Below are 18,875 nucleotides of genomic sequence, written 5' to 3' on the forward strand. Positions count from 1 at the left end.
CCTGGACATTTGAACCACCCTCACCACATTATGGTTGCGTGTTTTTTTTAACACGCTTTATCATCCACTTTACACCACTATTCACCACTTTATATATTCTATTCTAGGCCAATAAAAAAAATCCTGCAATTTATGCAGGATTTAGCAAATTTACCCTTAAGTCCTAGTTTACTAGTTTCTAATCCCAAAGCGTTCCAAAATAGGAGCGGCCTTAAGTCTAACCAAAAAACTGTAAAAAGTCTGCGATTGCCGAAAGATCGGGATACGTTCCAGTGCATATGGCTCACTTCCCGGTCCGACTTGACCGTAGCGGATGGTAAATGCAGCTTTATAGCCGGCCTGTTTTACTAATTCTTCAATCTCCAGATTGTAAGCGCCGGTTGGATACGCAAAATATTTAGGATTTTGGCCTAACTGACGCTCAATTTCCTTACGGGACTCTGTCAGTTCCTCCATAATTTTTTCACGGGGGAGTCTTGTCAAGGGCGTATGAGTAACGGTATGAGAGCCAAAGATAAAGCCGGCTTTCTCCATTTCACGCACTTGTTCCCAATTCATAAATCTTTCATCCTTCCCCACCAAATCCGTAACTAAGAATATCGTAGCGATAAAACCATATTTTTTTAATACGGGATACGCATTGGTGTAATTATCCAGATAACCATCGTCAAATGTGATCATTACCGGTTTTTTAGGTAAAGGTTTTCCCAGATTTAGATAATTCATTAATTGATCCGGTCTTATTGAAGTATAACCATTGTCGTGAAGATAAGCCATTTGTTGTTTAAATTCTTCAGGTGAAATTGATAAAGAATGATTTAAACTATCAATTTTGTGATAGTTCAATATAGGAACATCCCCCAGTTCAAACGGAATATGGGAGAGCAGGTGGTTGTGTCCGGCTACAACCGCTGTTGTCCTAACCACCAAAGAAGATAACATGATAAGTATAATTAATCCTCCCAAAAATAACCAAATCTTACGAATAATCATTTTTCTCCCCTTTGAAGGCCGATTTAGCCGACGGAACAAACATCAATTATCCGGGCACCGGTTAGCTCCTCCAGTCGCTTAGGAGAAATAGGCAAGGCTGAATTTGCGGTTCCGGCAGCAGTGTAAACAACGTCAAAAGCGTATAGGCTTTTATCAAGATAAATGGGAATGGGTTGAATTGCTCCCAACGGCGATACTCCCCCAGGCGGAAATCCAGTCAGATTCATCACCGTATCCGCATCGGCAAACTTCACTTTGTGAACCCCCAAGACTTTTTTGAGCAACTTTGTATTTACCCTTCTGTCACCACAAGTTACCACCAGAGCCGCTTGATCATCCGTCGTGAACAGCAAAGTTTTAGCAATCTGAGCAGGTAAAACACCTAAAGCCTGCGCTGCCAATTCTGAAGTATGAGTGCTTTCCTCAAATAAAATAATTTTTAATTCCGGATAGGATGCAATTACTTTTCTAACCCGCTCTAACGGCATAATTTCTATCACTCCATGTCCTAAAGAATACTAACCGAAGTTTTTGAGATTTGAAAGACCAAAAGTCTATGAAGCGTATATTAAAAACCAAATAGGTGATAATACTAATGTAAAGGGTTCGTAATGGTTGAGCCAAGACTGGTGTCGGATCTAAGCGGGTTCGGCATTGGTCGGCCAAAGATTAATGTCAGATCCCAGGGTTTGGCATTAGTCGGCGGGAAGATCACTATGTGTCTTGTAAGGCTGTACGGTAGCCCAACTGTTATTGTGTGGTCAAAAGGGATGTATAGTGGTCGAGCTAAGACTGCCAAGGGTACCGCAGATTTCTCCGGGGAAATCTCTCGAGAGGTCTGTTGCAGTCGGGAGATTGTAGCAGGTTTCGTAGGTATTTTTGGTAGTCGAACAAAGGTCAGTGCCGGTTGTGTAATGCTTGTGCGTAGTCGAAAGATTGCGTATAGGTATGTAATGATCGACATTGGCTGTAGTGTAGATCATTACGGGCTCTTTATTATTATTATTTTAACAACTTTCAGAAGATATCTGCCAAATTGTGATATTTTATATAAATTCATAATAAAGTCATGACAATATTTCGTCAAGTGTGATATAATAAATAAGCTTACCATCATATTCCTTTCTAGACTAAAAAGGAGGCTTAAAGATGACAATTACAAAAGGAATGAGTATTGTTGATGTTGTTCAAAATTATCCCCAAACCGTTGAGGTTTTCCGCAACTACGGCATGGGATGTTTAGGCTGCGCTGCCGCTCGTTTTGAAAACATCGAACAAGGTGCTGTAGCCCATGGCATAGACACCGACGCTTTGATTGTAGCCTTAAACAAAGTAGTAGGGAAAGACAACTAAAAACTCATGAATAAAAACAGGGTGACTCACCCTGTTTTTTTTAATTCTTTAATTACCTGCTTTATATTCTGCTTTATATTTTTTGAGCTTTTTGAACAACGTTGTCTACTATAATTCCTTTGACAGCGGCCAAGTCTAATGCGACCTGGGTATAACCCACCTTAAAAATATAAGCTGGAAATATTTGCAGCACCTCAATCTCTGTCCCCGGTAAGATACCAAAGGCAGCTAACTTACGGAGCGAACCTTCGTCAGACCCCAGTATTTGCACTATTGTGGCTTTATCCCCGGGTTTCAGCCTCATGACAGGCAGACTATTACAGATCATAAATAGTCCCTCCTCATGCGAATAAGGAAAAAGTGTTTAAAAAATTGTGCATAATAAAGGCCGCTACAAAAGCGATAAAAACAATAACGGTAGCCATTCCGGCAGCAGCAATTATTCCTCTTTCCTTAACGATTACTGCAAATTGCGCCACACAGGGTACAAACAAGGTTAGAGCAGTCGCAGCTGTTAACAACTGAGCATCATTTAATCTGCCGGTCATTGCCAGATTATATAAGCCGGCTGCACCATAATCCCGGCGAAAAAAGCCAAGAATAAACGCCTGAGCGCCTTCCGCAGGCAATCCCAGCAGAAACATCACCGGTGTCATGAAATCAATAATATACGACAACAGTCCATACTGATCCCCTACCCACATTAGCAAACTGGTTACAACAAACACCGGCAGTATCTCCATGAAATACCATGACATTCTGGTATAGGCCTTTTTAAAAACATTAATCAATACCGGTACACGCAGAGGGGGAAGCTCCATATAAAACGGACTCCTGCTACCTGGTATTATCTTATTTGTCAGCCACCCAAAGAATGAGAAAACCATTGTCATATACAGCGTCCAGATGATTAAAGTCCAAACATTATGGGACAGTAGCGCCAACACTACTCCCAATTGGGCAGAACAGGGAATTGTCAGCGCCAGTAAAAAAGAGGCCAATAACCTCTCACGTTTTGTTTCCAGAGTTCGGGTTACAACAACAGCCATTGTACCGCAACCCAAACCCAAAGTGAGTGGAATGACTGCCCTGCCGTTGAGCCCTATATGCTTAAAGACCAGATCAACAAGCATAGCCAACCGCGGCAAGTATCCACTGTCTTCTAAAAGGGAAAACGCCAGAAAAAATGTCCCAACGATCGGCAGAATAATGGCTATTGCATAGCGGAAACCAAGAGTAATCACGCCATATTCTCCCATGAGCAGGGAACGTAGCCAATCCCATTCTATATATTGAGTTACGATGGTCCCGGCAACAGGACTAATTATCTCAGAAAAAATTGTATTGTTAATATAATCAACCAAAAAACCGGCTCCAAACCTACCGACAAATTGATAAAGGCCAAAATATAACACCAGCATTAAAATAGGTATACCTGTCAGCGGTTCACGTGTTAAACGCTCCAATCTATAGCCTAGCCGCCTTATTGCATTAATATCGGACGACACTTTATTAATAATATTTTCTAATATAATATCAACGATTTTTTGCCGTGCCAGGATTATTGAATAATCGAGTCTTTTCTGAAGTTGCCGAGCTATTCTTATTTCCTTGGAAACCTCATGCCAGTAACCATCTCTCTGAATAAGTTTGGTAAGTATGACATCTCCTTGTAAAAGCAGCAGGCTGACGGCACGATAGGTAAATCCATATTCGGCGCGTAATCTCATCGTTATTTTATCAATCACCATTTCAATGTCAACAGGATATTCAGGATATTTTAGTTTAGAGTACTGTTGATAGGCATATGTCACAATGGCTTTTTTTAAATCATCCATACCGCTACCACTACCGCTACCGTTCTTTTTCGTAGCTGAGGTTGGTATAACCGGGATGTTTAATCTTCTGGCCAACTGTTCCGCATCTATTATTAATCCTAAATTCTCGGCCTCATCCATAATATTAAGATTAAGTATGACCGGCAACCCGGCCTCCAGTAGTTGAATTGTCAGGTTAAGCATACGGCGCAAGTTCTTGGCATCTACCACATGTATGACAGCATCCGGCTTTTCTTCCGCAAGTAGCAGCCGGGTAACCCGCTCCTCATCGGTTATCGGCAACAGGGAATATATTCCGGGGGTATCCATTACCTCATATTTAACATTACCGTATTTAAAAAAGCCTCGTGCTATGTCAACCGTTGTGCCTGGATAGTTGGAAACTGTAACATAGCTACCGGTGAGATAGTTAAAAATTACACTTTTCCCGACATTTGGCGACCCCACTAAAGCCACTTTTCGTTTTATTTGAAGTATGTTATTATCCCCCTTTCCTTCCGTTTCAGAATCAAGAAATTTGGTGCATCTAGTGGTCTGTAAACCCTAATCCTATAGTGTTCTTACGAGAGGTTTCCCGTCCTGCTTTGTTGTCGTCGGCTTACATATTCCCGATATGCTCGCCTCCTCCGCCTCGCAGGACGAAAAACCTCTCGCAATTCATCCTATAGTTTTAGAGTTTACAGACCACTAGTATTTCATATTCGGAAGAAGACGGGGATATGCGAACAACCGCCCTGCCGATTTTAAGTCAGGACGGTTGTTAACTGACATAATTTAATTTATATGTGTGGTGAAAGTTTAGCACTAATATTGGCTTTTGGCATAAAACCCATTATTTTCTCTACTTGTTCGCTGCCTTTAAAGACAATCATTGTCGGCAAACTCATTACGCCGTATCTTTGTGCCAGTGCCCGGTTTTCATCTACGTTTACTTTAACGATCTTGATTTTCTCACCAACTTCACCGGCCAGTTCGTCTAATACAGGCGCTAATCTTGTGCAGTATCCGCACCATGGTGCCCAAAAATCAACCAAAACAGGCACTTTTGCCTCCAAGACTTCCTCTTGGAAACTCGCTTCATTGGTATTTACCACACTTGCCATTTGAACTTCCTCCTTTTTAACTGTTGTTACTTTCTAAGTTCAACCAAAATACAATTTTGGTCCACAACACTTAGACCTAGTTCTTTAGCAGTGTTGACCACACTCTCAGCGTTGGCTCCCGGTTGCAGCCAGACATTCGTAATACCAATTTGAGCGCACTCTTTCATAATCTGTTCACCCACTCTGGGCGGAACAACTACATTTACCACTTCGGGCTTTATAGGCAAATCTTTCAACGTCGGATAGCATTTGTCGCCCAGTATATCATCGACCCCAGGATTGACAGGATATACGTTGTATCCGGCTCCTTTTAGAGCCTTGTATATTTTATAACCAAACTTTTCGCAATTGTCAGTTGCGCCCACTACGGCCCACTTTTTACACTGGAGCATAGATTCAACGTTATTCATCAACCTGCCCCCTAACGTATTTTACTAGATTAAGCTCAAAATCATTCCTGAACATCCTGAACAATTGTAACCTTTTTCATAATGTCGCCCTGTTCAATCTTATCCACTGCATCCATACCTTCAATTACCTTGCCAAACACGGTATGCAATCCATCCAGATGGGGCTGGGGCTCGTACACAATAAAAAATTGACTTCCGCCTGTATTGGGTCCCCGATGAGCCATAGAAAGCGCACCCCGTTCATGACGGTTAGGATTGCCCTGTGTTTCGCAGGGAATGGTATATCCTGGGCCGCCTGTCCCGGTTCCATGCGGGCATCCGCCTTGTGCAACAAAGCCTTTAATAACTCTATGAAATTTCAAACCGTCATAAAATCCTTCGTTAATTAATTTTTCGAAGTTTGCTACTGTTTTTGGCGCATCCTTATCAAACAGTTCAATTACTATTTTTCCTTGATCCATTTCAATAATCGCTTTTTTCAATGATATCCCCCACTTCATATCTACTCAGCTTTATTATACCACGGGCGAACCATTATTACCAAAAATTTCTGTAAAAATTAAAATCTATAATAAATTCAGCCCCTTTAACTCGCTGCTGGTTTTCGGCATAAAAAAATACTCCTTCTACGCGAAAGAGTTTCTTTAGCTGAGTAATATATCAGCCCATGGTACCGTTCCTCTATATGTTCATACCCGCTTCCCAGCAGGTGGGCACCTTTAAAGCATGCTTTTGCCTTCCACTGTCATAAGGAGGCCTGGCAGCCACATAGCATCGGGTTCCCCAAGTTAATGAGTAGGTTGAACATAAAAGAGGTTGTCGAACACCTCAGGCATGTTTCCATATTAAAAATTAATTCGTTGCATAATTGTTAAAATCTTTACCCCCGGCAGAATTTATTATAAGATAAAACTTCAGAAAAATCAATAGTTTATGTACATTTCTTTTATAAGTCCCAGTCCCGTACCCTTTCAGATTTTACCTAAAATTCCACATTTCTTGTCACCGGACCGCCATTACCGGGTTTTAGCCATAAGCGGAAGTCAAGTAACACGGTGGAGCGTTGGCTAAGACCCGGTAATGGCGCCTCTAAGCCGATAAATAAACGCAAGGACCGTCTCGCATTTCAGTATTTCACACCTGGCGGCTAGTCCAATTTCATTCTTCTATATCCAAATGATCCAAATGATGTATATCATTAACCAAAGCAACAACTGGCCGGCCATGGAGGTAATCAATAATGTTGACCGCCGTATTGTCTTGCCTTATGCTCCATATGTTATTCAGATGTATATCCAGTATTGCGCACAAGATAGTTCTTATTGTACCGCCATGGGAAACAACAACTACAGTTTCTTCCGGATGGGCGGCAACAATTCTCTGCATGGCGGCATGAGCCCGGGCCTTAAGCTGGCGAAAGGTTTCTCCGCCAGGTATCTCCACTTCATCGGGACAAGCCCATAACTTTCCCATGATATGCGGCCATTTCAGCATGATCTGATCATAAGTGAGGCCTTCCCATTCACCGAATTTAATTTCCCTTAATTCCGGTACTGAAATAACCTGCAAGCCACGTAGCGCAGCAATAAATTCTGCAGTTTTGTAGGCTCTTGACAAATCACTGGCATATACCGCATCAATTTCTTCCTTGGTTAACCCCTCAGCCACTTGTCGGGCCTGATGCAATCCGGTTTCAGTGAGTCCTATATCGGAGTGTCCCTGATACTTTTTTTCCACATTCCAAATGGTCTGACCATGACGCACCAGTATAATCCTGGTCATAACGCACCACCCGTAATAACCTGCCGCAGAGTGTCGAGCAGAATTTTATTAGTTGCCGGCAGTTTTACCGCCACTCGAATATAATCCTGAGATAACCCCGGGTAATTGCTGCAATCGCGGATTAAAATTTTCCGTTCCGCCATCTTGCTGCAAAGCTTTGCAGCAGTAATCCCTGTTTGTTCAATATTAACAAGCACGTAATTAGCTGCCGGAGGATAAGGGCGGCATCCCGGCAATTCTGTTAAACCAGAAAAAAGCTCCTTTTTGGCTTGATTAACTATCTCTTTTGATTTTGCTTGATAATCCCGATCAGCCAGTGCGGCCACTCCGGCAGCTTGGGCCAAAGTATTAACGTTCCAAGGATCCTTAGCTGCTTGCAGTCTTGCCGCCAGATCCGGCGCCGTCAAAGCAAAGCCTAACCGCAAACCGGGAATGGCATAAAATTTGGTAAGAGAATGAATGATGATCAAATTAGGGTACTCTTTTAGTAACGAACGGGAAGTATAAAGACTATCGTCCGTAATAAAATCCATAAATGATTCGTCCACTACCACCAATGTATTATATTCTCTAGCCTTGCGAAGCATAAATGCTATTTCCGTCCGGGCAATCAGTGTACCTGTCGGGTTATTGGGATTGCCGAAAAACAGGATATCTGCGCCATCCAGTTCGGCAGATATCTTTTCCACATCAAAAACAAAGCCGTTAGCAGCAGACAGCATATAATACTGAATTTTCGCACCGGCGGCACGGGATGCCCGCTCATATTCGCTAAATGACGGAGCCGGAATCAGCACCCGGCCCGGTTTGGTAATATGACAGAGTATGTATAAAAGCTCAACAGCGCCGTTACCCATAGTAATTCTTGCAGCTTCAACATTATAAAAATTACTGATAGACCGTTTCAGTTCGTAAGCATCGGCGTCAGGATAGTGAATTATATTATGGATTGATTGGTTAATTGCATCCTGCACGCTGTCGGCAAGGCCCAGTGGATTAATATTCGCACTATAGTCCAATAATTCAGCAAGAACTCCGCCTTTTCCCCGGGCTAAGGCATAGACATTTCCCCCATGCCGGAAATTATCAGCTTTGGCGCCGCTACGCATATCCATACCTTTTTTCCCTTCCTGAAATTTCTGTAACGCCAATAATCTCTAACCCGCCGGCAATTAGTTCTACAGTCTTGAGATAGGTAACTTCCTTACATATAGAGCATATTGCATTTACACATTCAGTATGCCTCTTCATTTTACCGGCATCAAACAGGACGCCAATAACGGTTCCGCTGTGAGCGGCACACACTCCTACCGCTCCAAAAGATTCGGCCAGATGAATGAGAGTCTCTAGGCAAGGTTTATACAGAATGGACTGGTTGGCTAAAGCGCTGATGGTTGCACCTTTACCGACTAAGCTTGCGTCACCCGTCCGTATGCCGCGAATAACCAAATCGGCAGCCTGGGATACACGCGCCGCTTTTTCCTGATTCAGCCGGGCTAAATCCTGTCTGTTGTTGAATGCTAAAGTATCAACCTCTCCCCCAGCGTCGAAGACGGCAATATAAATAGGAGGCGGCTGTCCCAAAACACGGCGGATTGTCCCTTTAATATGGTCAATCATCGTGATTCCGGGGAAAAAAATTCCGTCCGTCGGCTCAATGTCAAGAGCAATATCGGCCACCTCATCACAGGTTAGCATTCTCCCGGTAACTGCAATCGCAGTTGCTTGACAAGCAGCGCTTATATCTGCGCTACTTGATGCCATCCCTTTGCCTTCAGGTAAATCCGATGTGATGTTTATGCCTATCGACAAGGAACTCCCCAGGTATTGTAAAGTTTGATTTACTGCCTTGACGACTTTAGGTTTACTGACGGGTGTATCAGTTCCGCCAATTGATGCTTCGGCCTCAGAGTACCAATTAATGGGACAGGTAATGAGAAAATTTACTCCGCCCAAGGTCCCTTGTACCAGTTCACCGCATGAACCTGGCGCTCTTACTTTAATATTCATCGGCTTATCTGCCTTTCGATTAAATCATGATATATGCTATTATACCAAATACAGCTAAAGTGACAAGCTCACCAAGCTCGGTGATGGCTCCATATACATCGCCTGTAAGACCACCTAAAATGGAGGTAACGTAACGCGCAACGACCATACAACATAGAACGCTTGCAGTTAAACTAATTATAGCCAATTTCCCCAATGGGACAATAAGAATGAATGAGAAAAAAAACGCCAAATACAGGGCGGGACGTCCGGCATATTGGGCAAAAGCTTTTCCCATACCATCCGGTCTGGCATAAGGAAAAGAGGTAATCCCGATAACCATTGCCAATCTCGCGGCCACAGGTGCAACGAAAAGGGCCGTAGATAATATGGCAGTATTCATATCAAGAATGAGCGACCACTTTAGCAGGATAAAGAGGCCAAAAACCACGACGCCATTGGCGCCCACTCGGCTGTCTTTCATAATCTCCAGCATGCGCTCCCGGGAACGGCCGGAAAAAATACCGTCCGCCGTATCCATTAATCCGTCACAGTGAAGTCCGCCGGTAATTACAATTCCAGCCAATACAATTATTGCAGCTAGTATGTGGGGCGGCAAATAGTCATGCAGCAGGTAGTTGACGCCGGCTAAACTGACACCAATTACTGCCCCGATAACAGGAAAGAATTTGACGCTGCGGCCAAAACTTGCCGGCGACCAGTCAGATTGTTTCACCATACGAAAGCGGGTCAAAAACTGAAGCCCTGTAAAAAAATCCTGAAAAACTGTCATTAATATCACCAGCCGACAGGCAGCCAAGCCACCCCAAATCGTTGCAGTCCGAAACATAATACTGCAAATAAAACGGTAACCAAATACATAATCCGTATAGCCTGGTCGATATGCCGGGGAGTTAATTGATTTTTCGCTTCACCCATATACGCCCGGTGGGAGGAAACGCCGCCATAGTAATTAAGCCCCCCTAAACGTACTCCTAAAGCACCGGCCACCCCCGCTTCTGCAATACCGCTATTGGGGCTTGGATGCTTGGCCGCATCATGCCGGATAGATCTGGCCGCCCCGTAAGCATCATACCGCAGTATGAAAGCAGCAATCACAATTAAGGGCCCGGTGACACGGGCAGGTATATAATTAAAAATGTCGTCAACCCGGGCGGCAACCATGCCAAAATCCCGGTATTTATCATTTTTATAGCCCACCATTGAGTCCAGGGTGTTAACCGCCCTATACAAAAACGCCAGTGGTACTCCGCCAATAGCTGCATAGAACAAAGGTGAAATAATTCCGTCCACAATATTCTCTGCTATTGTTTCTACCGTAGCCCGGGTAACTTCGCCGGTGTCGAGCCGCTCGGTATCCCTGCCGACAATCCAACCTACTTTATATCGCGCTTCTACCATATTTCCTGCAAGCAAATAGCCCTTAATTTCTTGCCCCGCTTCCGCCAGGCTGCGGGGCGAAATGGTGAAAGATAATAAAACGATTCCACCGATCAGCGCAACTGCTGAGTGGATACTATAAAACAGGAACATAACCAGCCAAACGAGACCGTACACAATTCCCAGTACACCAACAACCAATAGTGCGCCGGCAGTCTTTTTGCGGCTAGAGGAATAATCAGGCTTTAATAATAGCCTTTCCAAAATGCTGATAAGATTGCCAATCATCGCCACCGGATGTAAGGATGTACGTGGATCGCCAATGAAGCGGTCAGCAATAACCGCACCTATCACTAAGTATTTTTCCATTATCAACCTCGGGGGAAATCGTTCATAATCGAATAAACTAAGTTCATGTTAAGGCTCTCCCGCACTACCTGAGCCAAACGGTCATAACTAGCTTCTTTTCGTGCCTGAGTGTCTGTGGTCATATTAAGAGGGGCTAAATCCTTGCGAACACGAAGGGCATTTAGCACGGCGCGCCGGTATTGGTCGTTATCAAAAATACCGTGAATATAGGTTCCCATGACCAAACCGTTGTCGGATACCGCTCCGTCAGCGGAATTGATTGCTTCACCCGACCGGTTGGTTATAACAAACGCGGGATTCACAGGAGTTGAAAATTGAGTACGCCCCATATGTATTTCATAGCCCTTTAAGTCACCACCGCTGAAATTCAATCCAAGAAAACCATGGTTGTTACAGCAGGCTGATATTTGATGAGTTAACTTGTTGGCTTCAAAAATCGTAACACTGTTAATAAGTCCCAAACCCGGAACTTTTTCGTAGTCGGATTCGGTATGCTCCGGGTCTTGTATCTCTTCTCCCAGCATCTGGTAACCGCCGCAGATACCAACAATCGGCGTTCCATTGGCTGCTAAAGCTAATATTTCCCGTTCATACCCGTTATCTCTTAAGTACAACAAATCTTCAGTCGTATTTTTACTGCCGGGTAAAATGATGAGATCAGGCTGGCCAATACTTTCGCCCTGACGTACATATCTGACTGAAACATCCGGCTCATTGGCAAGAGCATCGAAATCGGTGAAATTCGAAATCTTCGGTATCCTGATGACGGCGATATCCAGGTCTTTTTTCCCGCCATCGCGTTTATCCTCCAAAGAGACGGAATCCTCATCGTCAATTCCTAATTGTTCAAGATGCGGCACCACCCCAATAACCGGTTTGCCTGTTTTCTTTTCCAGAAATTCAAGAGCAGGTGTTAAAAGATTAATATCGCCGCGGAACTTATTGATAATGATGCCTTTTACCAGATCCCGCTCTTCCGGTTCTAAGAGTTCCAGTGTACCTACGATAGACGCCAACGCTCCCCCCCGGTCAATGTCGGCAATTAAAAGCACAGGAGCCGAAGCCATCTTGGCAATACGCATATTTACAATATCATTGTCTTTCAAATTGACTTCGGCCGGACTGCCCGCGCCCTCAATAACAATGGTATCAAACCGTCGCTGAAGCGTATTCAGGCACTCCTTCACCGTAGCCAAAGCATTTAAACTATATCCTTCATGATACTCCTGGGCCGACATGTTACCAACCGGGTGTCCAAGTATGATTACCTGGGAACAGGAGTTACCGGTCGGTTTAAGCAAGACCGGATTCATTTCGACCGTTGGGTCAAGGCCGGCAGCTTCCGCTTGAGCGACTTGCGCCCGCCCCATTTCCCCACCGGACTTGGTGACATAGGAGTTGAGCGCCATATTCTGAGCTTTAAAAGGAACAACCTTATGCCCGTCTTGTTTAAATATGCGGCAAAAAGCCGTAGTAATGATACTTTTACCTACATGGGAGCTGGTCCCCTGCAGCATAATGGTTTTAGCCATTGGCATCCTCCTTGCCCCAGTTGGCAGCCAGTTTCTTGATATCAACCGCCAGGCCGCTGACAACCAGGTATACTTGGTCGGCGTATTGGGTCGCCATTTGATTTACTGATCCTGCCGCATCGCGGTACTCTCTTGCCAGAGCGTTTTCCGGAACTATGCCCATACCTACTTCATTAGTCACAAATATGACGGAAGCCGGGCCGCTTTTTGCCCTGGCAAACAGCTTGTTCATAGCATCCATGATATAGTGAAAACGCAGTTCTTTGTCCTGGGGGGCATCCGGCGCCAAAAGCAGGTTGCTGGTATAAAGAGTAAGACAGTCGAATAATACGGCTCCGGCTTCCTCTACAGCTACCGTCATAGCTTGTTCAGCATTATAAGGCGCCTCATAAGTTCGCCAGTTTTGTGGTCGACGACTGCGATGCAAAGCAACACGGTCTTTCATCTCGTCATCATAAATCTGGGCAGTTGCGATATAAGCGACCCTACCATCTCCTATACGTTCTGCCAGTTTCTCGGCAAACAAGCTTTTTCCGCTTCTTGCACCGCCCGTGACTAAAATAAATTTTCCCGCCATCTTCAGCTCACTCCACATAAACCTATATTCAAACAAAACCTCTATGCCCTCAGCGTCTCTGCGGTTCCGTTTTTTTATTTTCCGTGATTCTATACTGCCGGCACATTTTGGTGAATTGGTGAGCGGCTTGTTCATTGCCGGCAAAATGCATATGGAGGTAAGATGCCAAAACATTCCGTTTGGCATAGCCGCCACGATAGACCGCACCAGTCCTCATTTTGCAAAATTGAAAGGCCCAGGGAAATAATTCCTCCGGTATATCCGGGATCATCCTGGAAAAATGGAATTCATGACCACGCAGCGTATCTCCTTTTTTCCCCAAAACATTGTCCTGTAACGTGGTTACCTCTACATAGCCGACTGTCTCTAATTGGGACTGCATTCGGCATACTGCCGGTATGGCACCTACCATATCATGCAAATTGCCGCTAAAATCGGCAATTTGCCTTGATAAATACATAAGACCTCCACATTCGGCGTAAACAGGCATGCCATCACTGATAACAGTTTGGATGGCTTGCCGCATTGCGGAATTGGCTGCGAGCTGTTCCACAAACATCTCGGGGAACCCTCCTCCTAATATTAAGCCATCCACTTCCGGCAGCCGGTCGTCCTTTAGCGGACTGAACGGAACCAATTCCGCCCCGTAATTCTCCAGAACATCCAGACTGGCTGGATAGTAGAAAGTAAATACGTCATCCTGAGCCACGCCAATACGAACATGTTCAGGCTCAGCAGCTAATTTCACAGTCTCGCCTATTTCCAGAACCGGCGCCGCTTGAGCCAGTTCAATCAGCTGTTCAATATTAACCTCACCGGCGATTTGTCCGGCCATTTCCGCAACTATGGCTTGAGCATCATGCTCGGTGACAGGGGTTAAACCTAAATGCCGCTCTGGCGCCGATAAATTCGTATTGCGGAAAACACAGCCCAGAATAGGTATTTGAATACGTTCAAGCGCCTCACAAACAAGAGTTTTATGAGTTTCCGATCCCAACCGGTTCACAATTACTCCCGCCAGGTTTACTTCAGAATCGTACATTTTATAACCCAGGACGGTAGCCGCCACACTTTCACCCATAGACTTGGCATCGACCACCAATACAACGGGAGCCCTCAGCAGTTTAGCAATGGCAGCTGTACTGCTGACCCCGGAACGGCCGCCGTCATATAAACCCATGACCCCTTCCACAATGGCCAGATCATTATTTACCGCCGTTTTGGCGAAAATACCGGCAATCATTTCCGGCGGAACTAGCCAGGTATCCAGATTGTGGGCGCACTTGCCGCTAGCCAGGCGATGATATCCGGGATCAATATAGTCGGGACCCACTTTGTATGACTGGACAGCAAATCCCCGCCGGCGTAAAGCCGCCAGCAAACCGGTAACAATAGTGGTTTTACCCACACCGCTATGTGTGCCCGCTATGATTATGCGAGGAATAGTAATTTGTGCCACCTGCATCCCCCATTACTAATCTTATAGACCTTCCCTTGTACCGCTGCCTGAACCGCCAATCCCGCGGCGGATGGTCGTACCGATATGGTCAAATTCTAACATGTCAATCTATTTCTCAAGCATATATAACAGGGCGTTGACCGATGCGGCGGCAATCGGGCTGCCGCCTTTATTTCCCAGTACCGTTATATAAGGCACAGGTGAGGTACTAAAGAGTAAGTCTTTTGATTCGCTGGCTCCCACAAAACCTACGGGAACACCGATAATTAAAGCAGGACGCACTTCACTTTCCTGCATGATCTTCATGACTTCCACCAGTGCCGTAGGAGCGTTGCCGATGGCCAACACCGCCCCGTCCAGTTTTTGGCCAAATTCCCGCATGGCGGCCATAGCCCGGGTAATCCCGGACTCCCTAGCTTTTACGGCTATTTTTTCATCGCCGATCATACAATGCACTTGTCCCCCGAATTCCGCAAGGCGACGGCGATTAATACCAGTCCGGACCATTTCAACATCGCAATAGATATCACACCCGCTCTTCAAAGAATTTAAACCTGCTGCTATGGCTGCCGGGTGAATTCGTATCACGTCTTTATAATCAGGATCGCCCGCTGCATGGATGATACGGGAATAAACCTTTATTGCCTTCTCATCCAAGTTCAGTCTTGAAAGATAAGGGGCGATAATCTCCATGCTGCGGGCTTCAATTGCATGTGGCTCAGTGATAAATTCCATTGTTTTACTACCTCCAGGCGCTGCCGTTTAAGCAATATGAAAGAATTTCTTCAACGGTGCGAAATATACAGGTATACTCGATAACGGGACGGTCAATCACAACTAGCGTCAATCCCAATGCAATAGCCGCGGTAAACTTAGCATCAGTACCGCCAATTTCGCCACTGTTTTTGGTTACTATGACATTAGCGTTATATTCTGTAAACAAGGCTACGTTCAGCTCATATGAAAAAGGTCCTTGCATAGCAATAATATCTTTGGGACTAAACCCCATTTCTAAGCACTCTGACAACACATTTGGCTGCGGCAGTACCCTTGCGACCAACCTGTGTTCACGCAGAGCAGGGGTATTTTTAAAAGTTATTAAACTGCGACTGCCGATAGTAAGGAAAATGACCCTGCCGCAACCGGCCGCAGCCTCTGCCGCTGCTTTAGCATCCGGGACTACAATCAGGCGTTCATACGCGGGTAAATGCGTTTTTTCCCGTTCAAACCGTATATATTGAATACCTGTGGCCAAAGAGGCCTGCATGGCATTGCGTGATGCATTTACCGCGTAAGGATGGCTGGCGTCAATAACCAGTTTTATATCCCTTTGGCCAATAAATTCGGCTAATTCATAGGCGCTAAGTTGTCCGGTATTAACTTGCATTTTTCCCAACTCAGCCAGACTTCGGCCATAGTCACTTACAACCGATACAATTACCGGCAAACCGCATCCGGCTATTTGAGCTGCCAATTCACGTCCGTCCTGGGTACCGGCCAGTACCAGGATCATACCTGATAACCCCGGGGCGTAATCATCTGCCCGCCGGCAATATAGGTTTGGCTGTTACCGATAATCACCAGTGAAAACATATCTATATGCTCCCGGGTAAAGTTCTCCAAATTGGATAGTACCATCTGTTCCTTAGTCCGGCTGACATGATGGACAATCCCTACCGGAGTAGAAGAGTGACGGTATTTCAGGGCAATTTCCCTTACTGCTTCAATTTGCATTGTGCGGCGGGTACTCTTGGGATTATAAATGGCAATGACGAAATCTCCTGCTGCCGCCATCTCAATTCGCTTTTCGATCACCTCCCAAGGTGTCAAAAGATCACTTAGGCTAATGACAGCGAAATCATGCATTAACGGCGCCCCTAAAATGGCGGCGGCAGCTCCGACGGCGCTGATGCCGGGGATCACCCTGACTGCCGGCTGAACACTTTCAGGATATTTTAAAGTCAGTTCCAGCACCAGCCCGGCCATCCCATACACTCCCGGATCACCGCTGGATATTACGGCTACATCGTAACCGCCCAAAGCTTCCTCAACCGCAGCCTGACAGCGGTCAATCTCCTGCATCATGCCGGTGCCGATAACTTTTTTCTTGCCAAGTAAATCTTTGATAAGTTCCAAGTAAGTATCATAACCTGCAATCACCTGCGCCGATTCAATAGCCTCACGGGCTCGCGGCGTCATGTCCTCTAAACTGCCTGGTCCTATTCCCACCACCGATATTTGACCGGAGCGATAGCTACAGTTACTTTGGCATATTTTGTCTTGGGCAGTAGCAGCCTGTCCGATTGTCCCGCCAGAATTGCTGCTGGTTCGCATACATTTCCCACTCCTATCTGTTGCTCTACAAAGCTTGATGATATATAATTCTTCTCGGCAATGCATAACCGCAGTTGCTCATTGGAAAAAAATTCCACAGGAACATCCAGTTGCTGCCCTAAGGCCAGCAAACCGATCTCGTCCTGCTTTACCACGGAACTCCCAAGTACAGCTACACTTTGCCAGCTTTTGCCGATTTTACGGCAAGCATCACTGATTGCCCCAAATAATTCTGCATCGGTGGTACCACGGCGACACCCAATGCCAAGCGCCAAGCTTCCCGGACGGAGAAAGAGGCAAGGCTTTGCCGTATCATACTCCTGATCCGTTATGATAACAGCGGCATCATAGTGATCAATCTCTTCCAATTCACCTGCATCTTGCAATATTATGCCGTATTCCGCGGCCAAATGAAGGTAGTGTTCATAATCGGCCAGCGACTTGTCGATAAAAAAAACTACTCTGTCCCCATTTGCAATAGCGGCATTAATTACCTTCAACCGCGGGAAAGGCTCAATCAGAAGATTTAGTTTTACTGCCAGCACGTCTGCGGCTGGCAATTGGGCAACATCGGTGGCGGTTGTAATGACAGGCGAAGCACCGATCGCCTCACTCACTGCCAAAGTAAGATCATTGGCGCCGCCAATATGCCCGGAAAGCAGGCTTATAGCGTGCTTTCCGCCATCATCCACCACTACTACGGCCGGGTCAAACCTTTTGTCCCGTATATGGTGAGCGATAATTCGGACAACGATGCCAGCGGCCATGATAAACACGAAACCGTCGTATTTGTGAAAAATTGTATCCACTAATTGACTCAAACAATCATACGTACGCGAAGTACCTGTAACATTATCTCGGCCCTCTTTGGCATAAACATCAACATCAGGACCGAGAAAAGGAACCAACCTCTCAGCAAGTGCCGCCCCTTTTCTGGTAACAGAGATTAGCGCCAGTTTCACTGCTTGCTATCCTCCCGGGCCGGTCTGAACAGATGGCCGAACTCGGGAGCGTACAAGCGGGACAGGGCGTATTCCGTATCGAGAACCTTCCCTACTACGATCATGGCTGTACGATCTACGCCGCCATCTAAAGCAATTTTCCCAATTGTATTGAGTGTTCCGCGGAAAATCTTCTGTTCCGGCCAAGATGCTTTTTGAACAATGGCAACCGGTGTATCGGGGGAATAACCGCCGTCAATGAGCTCTTGCATCACACTGTCCAGCATATGCACGCTTAAAAATATGCACATAGTGGCTTCGTGGCTGGCAAGACTTTGCAGTTTTTCCTTCTCCGGCACGGGAGTCCTGCCTTCCATGCGGGTAATAATCACTGTTTGGGATATCTCAGGCAAAGTATATTCCCGTTTCAGTGCCGCCGCCGTGGCTAAAAAGGAACTTACACCCGGAATTACTTCATATTGAATGCCGCTTTTATCCAGAGCATCCATCTGTTCCTGAATGGCGCCATAGATACTGGGGTCTCCTGTGTGCAGACGAACAACCGTCTTCCCCTCTGCCACCGCTTTTTTCATTACAGCAATGACTTCATCCAGCGTCATGGAAGCACTATTATAAATGGCAGCTCCGCTTTGAGCCAATGATAATAAAGCCGGATTTACCAGGGAGCCGGCATAAATGATTACATCTGCCCGGCTCAGCAACCGTTGACCTTTGACTGTAATCAGTTCGGGATCTCCCGGACCGGCGCCGACAAAATAAACTTGCACGTGTAT

At 45.6% G+C, this 18,875-nt stretch carries 21 protein-coding genes and 1 other RNA gene; 1 reads left to right on the forward strand and 21 read right to left on the reverse strand.

All coding sequences use genetic code 11. From position 1 onward, the window contains the following. Nucleotides 1-171: 171 nt before the first annotated feature. Nucleotides 172-993, reverse strand: a complete 822-nt coding sequence (locus MAMMFC1_RS19645) for a polysaccharide deacetylase family protein (protein WP_126310124.1) — start codon at nt 991-993, stop codon at nt 172-174. Nucleotides 994-1,016: 23 nt separating this feature from the next. Next, nucleotides 1,017-1,481: a YbaK/EbsC family protein gene (locus MAMMFC1_RS19650; RefSeq protein ID WP_126310125.1), complete on the reverse strand. Its 465-nt coding sequence runs from the start codon at nt 1,479-1,481 to the stop codon at nt 1,017-1,019. A 661-nt stretch (nt 1,482-2,142) separates the two neighbouring features. On the opposite strand from MAMMFC1_RS19650, the gene MAMMFC1_RS19660 reads away from it, so the two are divergent. Beyond that, complete coding sequence (locus tag MAMMFC1_RS19660; RefSeq protein WP_126310126.1) at nt 2,143-2,346, forward strand: DUF1858 domain-containing protein; 204 nt, start codon at nt 2,143-2,145, stop codon at nt 2,344-2,346. Nucleotides 2,347-2,419: 73 nt separating this feature from the next. Here the strand turns inward: MAMMFC1_RS19660 and MAMMFC1_RS19665 are convergent, their stop codons facing one another. The 19 genes from MAMMFC1_RS19665 to cobM form a co-directional block, all read right to left on the reverse strand. After that, the gene (locus MAMMFC1_RS19665; protein WP_232035565.1) at nt 2,420-2,674 is read right to left on the reverse strand and encodes a FeoA family protein; all 255 of its coding nucleotides are present in this window, start codon (nt 2,672-2,674) and stop codon (nt 2,420-2,422) included. A gap of 13 nt (nt 2,675-2,687) precedes the next feature. After that, nucleotides 2,688-4,640, reverse strand: a complete 1,953-nt coding sequence (gene feoB, locus MAMMFC1_RS19670; RefSeq protein ID WP_232035566.1) for a ferrous iron transport protein B — start codon at nt 4,638-4,640, stop codon at nt 2,688-2,690. A gap of 323 nt (nt 4,641-4,963) precedes the next feature. Next, on the reverse strand, nt 4,964-5,287 hold the full coding sequence (trxA, locus tag MAMMFC1_RS19675; RefSeq protein ID WP_126310128.1) for a thioredoxin: 324 nt from the start codon (nt 5,285-5,287) through the stop codon (nt 4,964-4,966). Between the two features lie 26 nt (nt 5,288-5,313). Continuing rightward, entirely contained in the window at nt 5,314-5,697 is a 384-nt protein-coding gene (locus tag MAMMFC1_RS19680; protein ID WP_126310129.1) for a CoA-binding protein, read from the reverse strand. Between the two features lie 41 nt (nt 5,698-5,738). Beyond that, entirely contained in the window at nt 5,739-6,179 is a 441-nt protein-coding gene (locus MAMMFC1_RS19685; RefSeq protein WP_126310130.1) for a peptidylprolyl isomerase, read from the reverse strand. Between the two features lie 177 nt (nt 6,180-6,356). After that, nucleotides 6,357-6,535: non-coding RNA, 6S RNA (ssrS, locus tag MAMMFC1_RS19690), on the reverse strand. A 320-nt stretch (nt 6,536-6,855) separates the two neighbouring features. Then, nucleotides 6,856-7,479, reverse strand: a complete 624-nt coding sequence (cobC, locus tag MAMMFC1_RS19695) for an alpha-ribazole phosphatase (protein WP_126310131.1) — start codon at nt 7,477-7,479, stop codon at nt 6,856-6,858. Further along, on the reverse strand, nt 7,476-8,594 hold the full coding sequence (gene cobD / locus MAMMFC1_RS19700; RefSeq protein WP_232035567.1) for a threonine-phosphate decarboxylase CobD: 1,119 nt from the start codon (nt 8,592-8,594) through the stop codon (nt 7,476-7,478). The genes cobC and cobD overlap by 4 nt, the downstream gene beginning before the upstream one ends. Further along, entirely contained in the window at nt 8,581-9,489 is a 909-nt protein-coding gene (locus MAMMFC1_RS19705) for a GHMP family kinase ATP-binding protein (RefSeq protein ID WP_126310132.1), read from the reverse strand. Before MAMMFC1_RS19705 ends, cobD begins: the two co-directional genes overlap by 14 nt. Before the next feature lie 19 nt (nt 9,490-9,508). Then, the gene (gene cobS / locus MAMMFC1_RS19710; RefSeq protein ID WP_126310133.1) at nt 9,509-10,261 is read right to left on the reverse strand and encodes an adenosylcobinamide-GDP ribazoletransferase; all 753 of its coding nucleotides are present in this window, start codon (nt 10,259-10,261) and stop codon (nt 9,509-9,511) included. 5 nt (nt 10,262-10,266) lie between these two features. Then, nucleotides 10,267-11,238, reverse strand: a complete 972-nt coding sequence (gene cbiB / locus MAMMFC1_RS19715) for an adenosylcobinamide-phosphate synthase CbiB (protein ID WP_126310134.1) — start codon at nt 11,236-11,238, stop codon at nt 10,267-10,269. A gap of 2 nt (nt 11,239-11,240) precedes the next feature. Continuing rightward, nucleotides 11,241-12,770, reverse strand: coding sequence for a cobyric acid synthase (locus tag MAMMFC1_RS19720; protein ID WP_126310135.1), 1,530 nt, complete (start codon nt 12,768-12,770; stop codon nt 11,241-11,243). Then, a complete protein-coding gene (gene cobU / locus MAMMFC1_RS19725) occupies nt 12,763-13,347 on the reverse strand; it encodes a bifunctional adenosylcobinamide kinase/adenosylcobinamide-phosphate guanylyltransferase (protein ID WP_126310136.1) in 585 nt (194 codons plus the stop codon). The genes MAMMFC1_RS19720 and cobU overlap by 8 nt, the downstream gene beginning before the upstream one ends. A gap of 49 nt (nt 13,348-13,396) precedes the next feature. Continuing rightward, the gene (locus MAMMFC1_RS19730; RefSeq protein WP_126310137.1) at nt 13,397-14,806 is read right to left on the reverse strand and encodes a cobyrinate a,c-diamide synthase; all 1,410 of its coding nucleotides are present in this window, start codon (nt 14,804-14,806) and stop codon (nt 13,397-13,399) included. A 108-nt stretch (nt 14,807-14,914) separates the two neighbouring features. Then, complete coding sequence (locus MAMMFC1_RS19735; RefSeq protein WP_126310138.1) at nt 14,915-15,541, reverse strand: precorrin-8X methylmutase; 627 nt, start codon at nt 15,539-15,541, stop codon at nt 14,915-14,917. 7 nt (nt 15,542-15,548) lie between these two features. Continuing rightward, nucleotides 15,549-16,319 (reverse strand): precorrin-6A reductase, encoded by a 771-nt coding sequence (cobK, locus tag MAMMFC1_RS19740; protein ID WP_126310139.1) that lies wholly within the window; start codon nt 16,317-16,319, stop codon nt 15,549-15,551. Further along, nucleotides 16,316-17,005 (reverse strand): precorrin-3B C(17)-methyltransferase, encoded by a 690-nt coding sequence (gene cobJ, locus MAMMFC1_RS19745; protein ID WP_232035568.1) that lies wholly within the window; start codon nt 17,003-17,005, stop codon nt 16,316-16,318. The genes cobK and cobJ overlap by 4 nt, the downstream gene beginning before the upstream one ends. A 20-nt stretch (nt 17,006-17,025) precedes the next feature. Continuing rightward, nucleotides 17,026-18,102, reverse strand: coding sequence for a cobalt-precorrin 5A hydrolase (locus MAMMFC1_RS19750; RefSeq protein ID WP_126310141.1), 1,077 nt, complete (start codon nt 18,100-18,102; stop codon nt 17,026-17,028). Further along, entirely contained in the window at nt 18,099-18,869 is a 771-nt protein-coding gene (gene cobM / locus MAMMFC1_RS19755) for a precorrin-4 C(11)-methyltransferase (protein ID WP_126310142.1), read from the reverse strand. Before cobM ends, MAMMFC1_RS19750 begins: the two co-directional genes overlap by 4 nt. Between the last annotated feature and the right edge of the window lie 6 nt (nt 18,870-18,875).

The organism is Methylomusa anaerophila (assembly GCF_003966895.1).
Lineage (GTDB): Bacteria > Bacillota > Negativicutes > Sporomusales > Sporomusaceae > Methylomusa > Methylomusa anaerophila.

Coding starts and splice junctions, on each gene's coding strand:
- MAMMFC1_RS19645 (WP_126310124.1), bottom strand. CDS start 993: ATGATTATTCGTAAGATTTGGTTATTTTTGGGAGGATTAATTATACTT.
- MAMMFC1_RS19650 (WP_126310125.1), bottom strand. CDS start 1,481: ATGCCGTTAGAGCGGGTTAGAAAAGTAATTGCATCCTATCCGGAATTA.
- MAMMFC1_RS19660 (WP_126310126.1), top strand. CDS start 2,143: ATGACAATTACAAAAGGAATGAGTATTGTTGATGTTGTTCAAAATTAT.
- MAMMFC1_RS19665 (WP_232035565.1), bottom strand. CDS start 2,674: ATGATCTGTAATAGTCTGCCTGTCATGAGGCTGAAACCCGGGGATAAA.
- trxA (WP_126310128.1), bottom strand. CDS start 5,287: ATGGCAAGTGTGGTAAATACCAATGAAGCGAGTTTCCAAGAGGAAGTC.
- MAMMFC1_RS19680 (WP_126310129.1), bottom strand. CDS start 5,697: ATGAATAACGTTGAATCTATGCTCCAGTGTAAAAAGTGGGCCGTAGTG.
- cobC (WP_126310131.1), bottom strand. CDS start 7,479: ATGACCAGGATTATACTGGTGCGTCATGGTCAGACCATTTGGAATGTG.
- cobD (WP_232035567.1), bottom strand. CDS start 8,594: ATGGATATGCGTAGCGGCGCCAAAGCTGATAATTTCCGGCATGGGGGA.
- MAMMFC1_RS19705 (WP_126310132.1), bottom strand. CDS start 9,489: ATGAATATTAAAGTAAGAGCGCCAGGTTCATGCGGTGAACTGGTACAA.
- cobS (WP_126310133.1), bottom strand. CDS start 10,261: ATGACAGTTTTTCAGGATTTTTTTACAGGGCTTCAGTTTTTGACCCGC.
- cbiB (WP_126310134.1), bottom strand. CDS start 11,238: ATGGAAAAATACTTAGTGATAGGTGCGGTTATTGCTGACCGCTTCATT.
- MAMMFC1_RS19720 (WP_126310135.1), bottom strand. CDS start 12,770: ATGGCTAAAACCATTATGCTGCAGGGGACCAGCTCCCATGTAGGTAAA.
- cobU (WP_126310136.1), bottom strand. CDS start 13,347: ATGGCGGGAAAATTTATTTTAGTCACGGGCGGTGCAAGAAGCGGAAAA.
- MAMMFC1_RS19735 (WP_126310138.1), bottom strand. CDS start 15,541: ATGGAATTTATCACTGAGCCACATGCAATTGAAGCCCGCAGCATGGAG.
- cobK (WP_126310139.1), bottom strand. CDS start 16,319: ATGATCCTGGTACTGGCCGGTACCCAGGACGGACGTGAATTGGCAGCT.
- cobJ (WP_232035568.1), bottom strand. CDS start 17,005: ATGACGCCGCGAGCCCGTGAGGCTATTGAATCGGCGCAGGTGATTGCA.